Below are 10,491 nucleotides of genomic sequence, written 5' to 3' on the forward strand. Positions count from 1 at the left end.
CGGGACCATACGCGGTGATGCTCCACCACCGCGCATCGGGATCGTGGCCTGAAATCTCGTACACACAGCGGCCGTCGAGCCGCTGGCCTTCGCCGTCGTGGGTTGCCGTGTAATAGACCGTCTCGCGAGCATTCAGCGCGAGAAATCCGTGGAGCGCCACCCTCGCGCGCGTGTACGGGTTGCCGCGCGGATTACCGGCGGCAACATCGGTCCTCCACGAACCATTCTCCACTCCGCCCGGCACGGCGACCCGCACGACCGTAAGCCAGGTAGCAAAGAAGCCCAGCGCCGTTCCTACCAGCGCAGCCGAAACCATCATCCCCAATTTCATCGGCAGCCTTCGACCAAATGACAAAAGAAGCCCTTTACGAGGCCACTACGTTGGCCCAAGCAGATTCGTTACGCTGGGAAATAGCGCCCGACGTTCGGTAGCCGTGGGAACGCGGCACCTGGCCCTCGTGGCCATCGCCCGCGACCTGATCTTTCGTCCAATTTTACGTCTACGTCGATTGAATATATTTTGAGGTTACCCTTCGAGAGATGAGTTTGCGTAGCGCATATGGAGCCGCCCTGGTGCTCGCGCTCATAGCTATGGATGCGCGGGTGCCACAGGCGGGCGCCGAGCTTCCACCCAACGCAACCCCCGTAAGCCTGGGGCACGAAGTTTCCGGGGAGCGATTCGCTTATCAGGTAGAAGAGCACGACACCTCCGATTCGATTGCGTCGCACTTCGGCGAGCCCGCGCTCACCCTGTTCCCGGATGGAGACGAACCGAAGCCAGGGGACACGATTATCATTGATAACCGCCACGTGGCGGCAGCAGCACTCGCTGAGGGCATAGTGATCAACGTTCCGCAGCGAATGCTGTTTGTGTTTCAGGACGGCCATCTCGCGGGGGCGTGGCCGGTCACGGTGGGGCGCCCCGATTGGCGGACACCGCTCGGCAGCTATCGGATCGCGGCGCTTGAGCTGAATCCGACCTGGCATGTCCCGCCCGCGATTCGCGCCGAAATGGAGGACGACGGGATCCCGACTTCGACGGTGGTGAAGCCGGGACCCTCCAATCCGCTTGGCCAACGCTGGATCGGGCTTGATCACGGAGGCATCGGGATCCACGGTACCAATCACCCGAATAGTATCTTCTACTTCGGCTCGCACGGCTGTATCCGCCTTGCACCCGAGGCGGTAAGCAAGTTGTTTCACTTGGTGAAACACGACGAGCAGGTCGAAATAGTTTATCAGCCCGTAACCCTCGCGGTACTCGCGGACGGCCGCATCTTCATGGAATCGGACGCCGATCCTTATGAGCAAGGACGGCCCGATCTCCACGCGCTCCAAGCGGCGGCACGCGCAGCCGGAATCGAAGGATCGATAAATTGGTCGCGCGCCTCGCGCGCGTTGGTGATGGTCGATGGTATCGCGCGCCGTATCGATCTTGGAGGGGAGGCTGATTCGGCATCCGGCGTCGAACCCGCAGCGCTGGCGCCATCACCCGGAATCAGCAAGTCTGAATAACTCGCTCTCGGCAAGGCCTTTGAGTTCATGGATTCCGGCCGATTCGAACGAGAGTCCGGAACCGGTAAGCAAGTGCCTGGTGGTGGCTGAAACCAGTACCTCGCCTCCCTTCGCAACTCCCGCGATACGCGCAGTTTCGTGAACGGCGAGACCTCGGATGTTCTCGCCAATCAATTCTACCTCTCCGGTGTGAACCCCAGCGCGAACCGCGAGCCCCAGCCCGGCGACTGACTGCCCAATTGCGCGGGCGCAGCGAACCGCCCGGGCGGGACCGTCGAACATGGCAAGAAATCCATCGCCGGTGGTTTGTATCTCGCGCCCGCGAAAGCGGTTGAACTCGCTCCGCGCCTGCTGGTTGTGCTCGAGGAGCAGCTCGTGCCAGGCGGAGTCGCCCAGGCGCCTTAGATGCGCGGTCGAATCCACAATATCCGTGCAGAGCAGCGCGGCGAGCACGCGATCCCCGTCGGCGGGCGCAGCAAAAAGCCGCGCACTCGCGAACTCGATTGCCTCGAAGGGTTCGTCGCCGACTACCAATCCATCGTGACCGGGGAGAATATCATAGACGTCGTCGACCCCGATTTCGTATACCTCGCCCGCGTCGGGCTCGATGCGAAGTCGTCCCCTGAGAACCACGCCCTGGTGATGAATTTGGCAGGAGCGGGTCTGCGCGATCGGACCGACATCGCGAGACCAGCGCCAGCCTGGCTCCATGTGGAATCGCCCGATCGTAGTTTCGTTGTGCGATACGGTTTCTATCCGACCGTTCGGAAAGCGGCGAACTTGTTCTGGATTGCGAAAACTCTTTGTCCAGGTTCTCGGGGTAGGACTCACTGAGAAATCTCTCCAAAGTTCTGGGCGCGGTCACGAGCTTAGGACCGACACCTCGGGAATGGAAGCATGGCACCAGACGCGCGCAGCGCGCCGGGCTCCGGGATTCGTCGAATGGGTCTGGTAAGATTTAATAATTCCAAGATTACATGTTTCGTGATTTGCCCCGGCAAACCAGCTATTCTGGACACCACAGAGAAACCGTCAATTAGGAAAGCCAAGGGAAAGGTTGGATGAAGACATTCGGTCAAGTGCTACGGGAGGCTCGCAAAAAGGCCGGCCTCACGCAAAGGGAAGTCGCCGGACGGTTGAGGCGTGAGGACGGAAGGGTTGTCGACCCACCCTACCTCAACGCGGTCGAGCATGATCACCGCTACCCGCCCGAGGACTTCATAATCGAACAGCTCGCGAAGATCGTCGGCATCTCGCCGGATGTGCTGTATTTTCATGCCAACCGGCAGCCCCCGGACGTGAAGACGGAGGCCGACCTGGCACAGGTCGAAGCCGCCTATCGCGCTTTCCGAAAGGCGTTGCGGGTTAAACCGGGCAAGCGCAGATAGTTGCTAGATGACTCGCCTTCCGATTGCCGAATTTATTTCATGACCGAGGAGCTCGACCACAGTGCGAGCGAATCGTCAGCAACTTCCGGCACCACTTCGGGCACCTCGGCCGTGACGGCAAGTTGGTGGAGATTATGCCAAAGTGGCGCTTGCGTAAGGTTCAGTCTTTGTCCAGCTCGCCTCGGCAACAAATACCTCGGGCGGCCGGTACACCTTTTCGACGAATTCGCAGCACAGGCGGCACCCAAATTGTTTCCGAGGCTTCCCACCTAGAGGAAGATTGACGTCCGGCCTCGCGCGGTTTCTGTGCGAGGCCGTGTGGCAGCAGCCACAACTGCATCGGGACCGCATGCCGGGCGGGGGCGGATCAGAATTTCTCTTTGAAGGGACGGACTTCGAGTTCCATGGTCCAGGCGCTGGGATCCTGATGCGCCAGATGCCAGTAGGTCTCCGCGATCGCTTCGGGCTTGAGAAAGTCGCCGTCCCTCAGGCTGGGCTTGAGACCGCGCTTTCCTGGAATGTCGATGCTGCCATCCACATTGATCCAGGCCACGTGGATGCCCTTGGGACCGAGGTCGCGTGCCAGAGCCTGAGCTAGACCCCGCATCGCGAACTTTGCGGGTCCGAATGACACTGATCTAGGCCCGGCCTTCACACCTGCGGTCGCGCCTGTGAACAGCATTGCGCCCCGGCCCCGCGCGATCATGCCGGACACGACTTCCTTGGCCGCGACAAATGCGCCGAATGCATTGACGCGCCAGTCAGCTTCGTACTGGTCAGGCGCGATCTCCGTTATGCCTCCGAATACTCCGGAGCCGGCGTTGTAGAGCAACACATCTACTTCGCCCAACTTTGCACGGATCGTTCGAAAGGTCTCGGCGATCTGCGTTCCGTTGCTAACGTCGCAAGCCAGATCCAGCACTGTGCCTCCGCTCTGCCGGAGCTCGGCGGCCAACTCCTTGAGGTAATCGCTTTTACGGGCCAAGATCGCCAGCGAGTATGCGGCGGCGAAGCGGCGCGCGAGGGCTGCACCGAGGCCGGGGCCGACTCCAATTACAACTGCAACGGGTTTTTGGGTGTCCATAATTGTTCTCTATTGCCGACAAACGCTTCGCGACGATTCGCTTAAATTCGACCGGGCGGCTTGCGCCGACTTCCAAACGAGGGACATCCGTTTCATCCTGCATAGCGACTCGGCCGCCTTCAGGTTCGCGCAGGACCTTTCTGAGATGCCACCGTTCGCACCTCCGTGCCTCCTGTCTTGCTTCCTTAACTCGATCAACGGCGCTGCCCAAATCGTAGCGCGTGACATGGGCGGAATAAAACGTTTCGATTCGAATTCTGACGAGCTGCGCGCGCAGACCCTCAAACTGTTGCAGTCCTATCACGCCTTAATCGTTGAACGGCGCTTTGACGAATGGATTGAACTGTGGGCCGAGGACGGAACTTGTGAATTTCCCTACGCGCCCGAAGGCCGCCCGCGCGTCCTGCAAGGAAAGAATGCGATCCTCGCGTACATGACGGGATACCCCGAATGGATCGCCATCGACTCGATCGCGGAAATGCGCGTGCACGCGATGCACGATCCCGAGCTTGCCGTGGTCGAGATGGCGATCAAGGGGCGCGCGCTCACCACCGGCCGGCCCTACAATCAACGCTACGTGATCGTGGTCGAGGCGCGTAACGGCAAGATCTGGCGTTATCGTGAGTATTGGAACCCGTTGGTAACCCTCTAGGCGTTCGGCGAACTTGACTTGTGGTCGTCGAACAGCGGGGAACGCGGCGGGGCCACACCTTCATGAACCCGCTGGTACTGGTCACCGGTGGAAAAGGAAAGACCGGGCGTCGGCTGGTTTCCCGGCTTCGCGAAAGTGGTGTCGCCTGCCGGATAGCAGCCCGGGGCATGCACCCCGATGATCCGTTCGATTGGACTCAGCCGGGCACCTGGGCGCGCACCCTGGAAGGGGTAACCGCGGCCTACCTGGTTGCTCCGGCACTGCAGCAGGACGTGGCGCCTATTATGATCGACTTCCTTGAGCTGGCGCTTAAGCGCGGCGTGTCGCGCTTCGTGCTGCTGAGTGCATCGCTGCTTCCTGCCGGCGGACCCGCGATGGGGCAGGTTCATCTGTGGCTTGAGCAAAATGCGGCGCAATGGGCGGTGCTGCGGCCGAGCTGGTTCATGGAGAATTTCTCGGAAGGACATCATCTCCGCTCGTTACGCGAGGAGCGGCGAATCTACTCTGCCACCGAGTCTGGAAGGGTTCCGTTCATCAGCGCCGAGGACATCGCCGCGGTCGCGCAGGCGGCGCTCACCCGCGAGACCTCCTTTAACTTGGATTTCGTGCTGACCGGCGGCGAACCCATCAGCTACGACGAGGTCGCGCGCCGCATCGGCGGCGCAATCGGCCGCGCGGTTTCACACCATCGAATCAGCGCAGACGAATTGGCCGCGCGCCATCGCTCGCTGGGCCTGCCGACGCTTCATGCGCAAACGCTGGCGGCCATGGATGCAGCAATCGCTGCGGGAGCGGAAGATCGTATTACCCATTGCGTCCAACAACTGACCGGCCATCACCCTGCCAAATTCGAAGAGTTCGTCGCAGCCACCGCCTCCAAATGGACTGCGGGGCTTTGAGCACTGCAGAACAGTGGTGAAACGATCTGTGCCTCGATAATTAGAGGTGCGGGGCTCAGGCGCGTGCGATCCACCCGAACACCATCAGGCCGGCGTAAAAGATCTCGCTTTCGTTGAATCCGGCCTCCGCCAATAGCCGTTCCTCGCGCTCACGGGGCACCGGATGGAGACTTTCGCGCTGCATCCGGAGCGCGCTTTCGATCATCTCGGCGGGCGCACCGCCACGCCGCGCGAACGCCGCGTAAACCCGCAGATCGTCCTCAAAGCGCGCGCCCTGCTTGTCCGTGCAGCCATTGATCATGAGGAAGGGCGCACCGGGCTTTAATCGCGCATGGATCTCGCGAAGCGTGTCCAGTCGCTGACCGTCGTCGGGGATGAAGCTCAGCGCCAGAAAGGCGGTGGCGCCGTCAAACAACTCGTGGGGAGAGTTCTCGACCAAGCCTTGGACCCATGACACCCGATCGAGCGCCCCAATCGATTCGATTTTCGCTCGCGCGCGTTTGAGCATCTCGACCGACGGATCTATCGCCGCAAAGGTCCAGCCCCCGCATTCCCGCGCGAAGACCGATAACTCGACTCCGCCTCCGGCTCCTACGACCAGTATTCGCCCATGCTCGTCGATCCGATCACGCAGCAGGACCGCGGCCATCGCATGGCTCGCGTCATAGCCCGGAACGAACCATCGCGGCGCGCGCTCGTAGTTGTCGACCAGCGCCGGGTTTTGATCGAATTCGTTCCCGGAAGTCATCGCGCGATCTCTCCCTGCCCGCGCGCCAGCATCAGGAGCTCGCGTGGATACTCGGGGGTTCGCGCACTGGGGCGCGTAGAGAAGCGCCGGTACCACTGATTGATGCGGGCGCATTCGGATGGAAGCTCGACCGCGTAGAAATCCCGGGCAAAACCGACCAGCGCCGCAAGCGAGCAATCTGCAATCGTCGGATGAAGTCCGTTAAGAAATTCGTCGCTTCGCACTACCTGCTCAAGCGCGGTCACCCGCTGCTTGAAAAAATTCCACGCCCCGTTGGCCGCATCACGTTTCTGTTCAACCATGGCCGCGAACAGCGGACTGACGTGGGTCACGAAGGCGCCAAAAAATTGGGTGCTCTCGTTGATTAGGCTCATCAGGTCACGCGTGAAAGCGCGCGCGTGGGGAGTATCCCCGATCATATTCGGGCACGGATAGATTTCTTCGAGATATTCGAGAATCGCCGTCGACTGCCGGATGAAAACGCCGGAAGAAATCTCCAGTACCGGCACGGTGCCGGCGGGGTTCCGCTCCATATGCTCGGGCTCGCGATTCTCGCCGCGAAGGAAGTCGAGCGGGACACGCGCGATATCCGAGAGGCCTTTCTCGGCCAGGTAGATGATAACGCGCCGTGGATACACGCCCCAGGTCAGTTCGTAGAGTTTCATCGCTCCTCCGAAATCACGCCGCATGGGGGGTGCGGGCGACTTGGTATTTCGTCATCAGTCGCTTTACCGCCGACGTGAGGTCAGCCAGCGTCTTCTCGCCCAACCTGCGCCTGAGGATTGCCTCGGCTTCCTCACGAACTTCGTGCATCAGTCCGGAGATCGCTCGCTCGACCAGGCATCCGGGACTCTCCACTCGGCCGGGTCTCGCCAGCATCGACTCATCAAGTGCCGCGTAAACGGCGCGCAAAGTGGTCGCCGCGGGATCGCGCCTGAGGGTCCATCCGCCGCCGTGGCCAGGCGCTGAGCCGACCAGTCCCGCGGCCCGGAGCCCCGCCATGGTCCGGCGCACCACCACTGGATTGGTCATCAGGCAGGCCGCCAGTTCTTCGGAGGTCGCAGGCTCGCCGCGCCTTTCCGCCATCTGGATCAGTGCATGGAGCGCAACCGAAAAACGGCTGTTTCGTTTCATGTAACAATCATTGTTACGAATTCGTCCACTGTCAAGAGCTCAGACACCCTTCGCGACAGCTCCACGCTAGAAGCTCGCTTAATCAGAGACTCATCTATCTGAAGAACATCCGTGCAAATCGAGCAGCCTCGATGGTCGTGGTCAACCCACCGACAGCTCGAGAAGCGCAAGAAATCAACGAGGCACTAAATCGGCTGGTTCGTCCGATTCAGCGAAACCAAGCGTTCGGCAGTCTTCTCCGCGTCGCCACGGGGTTGCTCGATGCGGTAGGGACAATTGGAAAGTCGTGTTTAGCGAACAACTCCGACCAGGTTTTCCAGCAAGGCGTCGATGAAGGTTTTTGGCGGGTGGGCTCTCCAACCCCGGCGTCATCGCTCCGGTTCCACACGCAGTAAGGCCCGGCAAAAAGTTTTCCGATCTATGGACGACCTCGCCGTTCTTCGGGAAGCAGTCGACAGTGGCGATGGGAGGGCAGCTGCCCGCCTCATTCATATGTCCCGACCGCACGTACGGAGAAAAAACAACCGCAGGCCCTGGTTTTCGCGGTTTACAAACGAAAAATCATTACACTCATCGCCACAACGCCCAAAATCGACAGCAGCGCGGCCACAATCACCGCCAGTGAGCGCGGACGGACTTGGTACTCCGGACCCAGTGCTCGGATATTCTGCCGATATTCCAGCGTCGCCAGCCCTAAAGAAGCCAGGCCTATGGTAACCAACAGAATCCCAAATTGACGGGCGCCAATAAGATAGTTGGCTCCCGGACTATCTTCTCTCAGAATTTGAAAAAATTTGTAGATACTGAAACCGAACGTTATGAGCGAGGTCGCAGTCCGGACCCAGGCGAGCATGGTCCGCTCGTAGGCGACCCACGTACGATCAAAAGCGAGCTTAGTCGATTGGTCGAGTCTGGGCGCGCTAGGTACCGTCTGTTCCGACACCTGATCCTTCCTCTTTCACAAGCGACGTTTCTGCCGAGATTCTGCTACTTGACCAGGTCAACTGGAAACATTGAACGCGCTTCGCGTTTCCCACGAACCTAACTTTGACGACGTTTCACCGTCGCTTGGTTTCCCTCCACCGCAATCATTGACGCGATTCGACTCGACCCCCACCAGAACCCATTTGTGAGTTCCGTTCTGAGCGGTTGCTAGGTGCGCCGGACTCAAAAAACAGCCTTGCCAACTCGCCCTCTCCCATACGCTGGCTGATCTCAAAGAACGAGAAGTAGAGTGCAAAAACGATACTGATTCCCAAAGCCCAGGCGAGCAGACGATTGTGATTCACGTGTTCCACTACATTTCGAATTGCTTCGTCAAAGTGGTGAACCTTATGGAACGCCTCTAAGAACCGTTCAAGATATCCCATCAGCAGAGAGACGATGCCATAGAAAACCGTCTTCACCACGACGGCGACAATCCGTGGGTACCGCTCAAGCCTGCGTGCTAGCGGGGTTTCATCAAGGACCAGTGCCGCTTTGGCGGCAACCAGCGCCCCCACCAATGCATTGGAGAGAGCCCTCACCTCGATCGAGAATTGCGCTAGCGCGAGCTTAACCAGCAGGAGTAGAAGCAGGAATCCAGTCAGAAAAAACACAAACACCGGCCAGGCCGCGTCGAACTCCCTGCGCAAGAAGCGACCGACCCCCGCGATTCCACGTGACAGAGTGCCCGCCATTGTGACCGTGTCCTCGAAGCGATTGCAGAGTCAGCGATAAAGGAGACCTAAATAAATCGTGCTGCCGGCAACCCGTCCGCACTCAAGCTCGTTCGAAAAACACTTTGACTAGTCATAAAAGCCGACCGTCCAGCCATACAATTCTGGCGCCGCAACTGTTGGTGAACAGAACACTCTAATCGGCGACTCGATCGATGATGGGCATGCAATAGTCCATCAAACCTTTTAGTGAAGCTGATCTGACGTTTTTCTCTATCGTCAATCGGGACTATTTTGCCCAGCCAAACTCGTTGATCAGCAAAAGATTGCGGAAGCAGGGGGCAGAACGCCTCCGATGAAGACCAATTCGATCGCACCCGTTCTCTAGCCGTCAAAAGCGTTGGTGTTCAAAGATCTCCTTCTAGGCGCTGGTCGAGTCGGGAGCAGGTCCGGCGGGGAACAAGCCGGTCACTCTCTGGTTCTCATCTCTTCGCCTCGTCGCCTCTGGTCGACCTCCGACAGTGGCCTACGAATGAAAAGCTCTCGCAACCGAGATTGCTTTTACCCTAGATCGCGGAGGCCGCCGCGTATATTAGACCTTGGTCCAATCCGGTTAGAATCGCGAGCAACCTTTCCGCTTCGTAAAACCAGAACCATTTCAGCTCGCGACGGGCAGACGAGTCGTCGTCCAACCCGGTATCCGTAGCTTCGTGCCTGCCGCTCAGCGAAGACCGAATCTTTAGGAAAATCGTCGCTCTCAGATGAATAGGTCCCGCGCTACGGTCTCGCCAGGCAACCAACGTGCTAATGCGCTGATCGCAGCCCGTCGCACCAAGTTCCAATTGCATTCAGCCCGCGGAGAATTAGCATCGGCACGAGTCAACGAGGTCCGATCTGGCCTTTGAAAGGGAGAACGTGGAGGGGTCGGATCTAATCAAAGAAGCAGTCAATCAAACGTGCAGAGGGACTAGCTCATGAAGCGATTCCCAGTGCTCATTTCGGCCGGCATCATAATAGTCGCTTCGCTCGCATCGGGTGCTACCACGCTGTCCGCCGAGGAGAAGAAACCCAATTGAGGAGAAATTTCTCAAGTCCCTCGGAGGACCAAAGTCCTATTGGAATCAGTTCGGCCGTTTGACTAGGGTCAATCGACAAATCGTTCGACTAGGAGGCCAGATGAGCTTTCATCAAAATGTCCCGAAACTGGTAGGCGTTTTCGCCGCCGCCATGCTCCTGGCTTGCCTGCCAGGGTCGGTTTCGCAGGCCACGGCTCAGGACAAAAAGCCTAACATTATCTTCATCATGGGCGACGACATTGGCTGGTCCAACATCGGCGTCTACAACCAGGGAATCATGGCGGGCCGGACGCCGAACCTCGACAAGCTCGCCACGGAAGGCATGCGGTTCACCGAT

At 59.3% G+C, this 10,491-nt stretch carries 13 protein-coding genes; 5 read left to right on the forward strand and 8 right to left on the reverse strand.

Annotation, left to right across the window (positions count from 1 at the left end; genetic code table 11):
* Nucleotides 1-331, reverse strand: a 331-nt coding sequence (locus tag VGI36_17040) for a DUF1214 domain-containing protein (protein ID HEY2486852.1), incomplete at its 3' end; no start/stop codon positions are given.
* Nucleotides 332-540: 209 nt separating this feature from the next.
* On the opposite strand from VGI36_17040, the gene VGI36_17045 reads away from it, so the two are divergent.
* Nucleotides 541-1,515 carry a L,D-transpeptidase gene (locus tag VGI36_17045; GenBank protein ID HEY2486853.1) on the forward strand — a complete coding sequence of 325 codons (975 nt, stop codon included), beginning with the start codon at nucleotides 541-543 and terminating at the stop codon, nucleotides 1,513-1,515.
* Here VGI36_17045 and VGI36_17050 read toward each other — a convergent pair.
* Nucleotides 1,489-2,226: an adenylate/guanylate cyclase domain-containing protein gene (locus VGI36_17050; protein ID HEY2486854.1), complete on the reverse strand. Its 738-nt coding sequence runs from the start codon at nucleotides 2,224-2,226 to the stop codon at nucleotides 1,489-1,491. The two genes, VGI36_17045 and VGI36_17050, sit on opposite strands and share 27 nt — an antisense overlap.
* A gap of 350 nt (nucleotides 2,227-2,576) precedes the next feature.
* Between VGI36_17050 and VGI36_17055 the strand changes: the two genes are divergently transcribed.
* The gene (locus tag VGI36_17055; GenBank protein HEY2486855.1) at nucleotides 2,577-2,903 is read left to right on the forward strand and encodes a helix-turn-helix transcriptional regulator; all 327 of its coding nucleotides are present in this window, start codon (nucleotides 2,577-2,579) and stop codon (nucleotides 2,901-2,903) included.
* A 367-nt stretch (nucleotides 2,904-3,270) separates the two neighbouring features.
* On the opposite strand, the gene VGI36_17060 is transcribed toward VGI36_17055, so the two are convergent.
* On the reverse strand, nucleotides 3,271-3,987 hold the full coding sequence (locus VGI36_17060) for an SDR family NAD(P)-dependent oxidoreductase (GenBank protein HEY2486856.1): 717 nt from the start codon (nucleotides 3,985-3,987) through the stop codon (nucleotides 3,271-3,273).
* 145 nt (nucleotides 3,988-4,132) lie between these two features.
* Between VGI36_17060 and VGI36_17065 the strand changes: the two genes are divergently transcribed.
* Entirely contained in the window at nucleotides 4,133-4,639 is a 507-nt protein-coding gene (locus tag VGI36_17065; protein ID HEY2486857.1) for a nuclear transport factor 2 family protein, read from the forward strand.
* Between the two features lie 20 nt (nucleotides 4,640-4,659).
* On the forward strand, nucleotides 4,660-5,538 hold the full coding sequence (locus VGI36_17070; protein HEY2486858.1) for an ergot alkaloid biosynthesis protein: 879 nt from the start codon (nucleotides 4,660-4,662) through the stop codon (nucleotides 5,536-5,538).
* 55 nt (nucleotides 5,539-5,593) lie between these two features.
* Here VGI36_17070 and VGI36_17075 read toward each other — a convergent pair whose 3' ends face one another.
* From VGI36_17075 to VGI36_17095, 5 genes are all read right to left on the reverse strand, one after another.
* A complete protein-coding gene (locus VGI36_17075; GenBank protein ID HEY2486859.1) occupies nucleotides 5,594-6,286 on the reverse strand; it encodes a class I SAM-dependent methyltransferase in 693 nt (230 codons plus the stop codon).
* On the reverse strand, nucleotides 6,283-6,951 hold the full coding sequence (locus tag VGI36_17080) for a glutathione S-transferase N-terminal domain-containing protein (GenBank protein ID HEY2486860.1): 669 nt from the start codon (nucleotides 6,949-6,951) through the stop codon (nucleotides 6,283-6,285). Before VGI36_17080 ends, VGI36_17075 begins: the two co-directional genes overlap by 4 nt.
* 13 nt (nucleotides 6,952-6,964) lie before the next feature.
* Nucleotides 6,965-7,420, reverse strand: a complete 456-nt coding sequence (locus VGI36_17085; protein HEY2486861.1) for an Rrf2 family transcriptional regulator — start codon at nucleotides 7,418-7,420, stop codon at nucleotides 6,965-6,967.
* Between the two features lie 547 nt (nucleotides 7,421-7,967).
* On the reverse strand, nucleotides 7,968-8,363 hold the full coding sequence (locus VGI36_17090; GenBank protein ID HEY2486862.1) for a DUF202 domain-containing protein: 396 nt from the start codon (nucleotides 8,361-8,363) through the stop codon (nucleotides 7,968-7,970).
* Between the two features lie 145 nt (nucleotides 8,364-8,508).
* Nucleotides 8,509-9,054 carry a hypothetical protein gene (locus VGI36_17095; GenBank protein HEY2486863.1) on the reverse strand — a complete coding sequence of 182 codons (546 nt, stop codon included), beginning with the start codon at nucleotides 9,052-9,054 and terminating at the stop codon, nucleotides 8,509-8,511.
* Between the two features lie 1,200 nt (nucleotides 9,055-10,254).
* Here VGI36_17095 and VGI36_17100 point away from each other — a divergent pair.
* Nucleotides 10,255-10,491 (forward strand): sulfatase-like hydrolase/transferase (locus VGI36_17100; GenBank protein HEY2486864.1); only part of this gene is annotated, 237 nt, incomplete at its 3' end.

It is taken from the genome of Candidatus Binataceae bacterium (assembly GCA_036495685.1).
GTDB lineage: Bacteria > Desulfobacterota > Binatia > Binatales > Binataceae > JAFAHS01.

What these genes read in the sequence shown, in the direction of transcription:
- VGI36_17045 (HEY2486853.1), top strand. Translation starts at nt 541, where the DNA reads ATGAGTTTGCGTAGCGCATATGGAGCCGCCCTGGTGCTCGCGCTCATA.
- VGI36_17050 (HEY2486854.1), bottom strand. Translation starts at nt 2,226, where the DNA reads ATGGAGCCAGGCTGGCGCTGGTCTCGCGATGTCGGTCCGATCGCGCAG.
- VGI36_17055 (HEY2486855.1), top strand. Translation starts at nt 2,577, where the DNA reads ATGAAGACATTCGGTCAAGTGCTACGGGAGGCTCGCAAAAAGGCCGGC.
- VGI36_17060 (HEY2486856.1), bottom strand. Translation starts at nt 3,987, where the DNA reads ATGGACACCCAAAAACCCGTTGCAGTTGTAATTGGAGTCGGCCCCGGC.
- VGI36_17065 (HEY2486857.1), top strand. Translation starts at nt 4,133, where the DNA reads ATGCCACCGTTCGCACCTCCGTGCCTCCTGTCTTGCTTCCTTAACTCG.
- VGI36_17075 (HEY2486859.1), bottom strand. Translation starts at nt 6,286, where the DNA reads ATGACTTCCGGGAACGAATTCGATCAAAACCCGGCGCTGGTCGACAAC.
- VGI36_17080 (HEY2486860.1), bottom strand. Translation starts at nt 6,951, where the DNA reads ATGAAACTCTACGAACTGACCTGGGGCGTGTATCCACGGCGCGTTATC.
- VGI36_17085 (HEY2486861.1), bottom strand. Translation starts at nt 7,420, where the DNA reads ATGAAACGAAACAGCCGTTTTTCGGTTGCGCTCCATGCACTGATCCAG.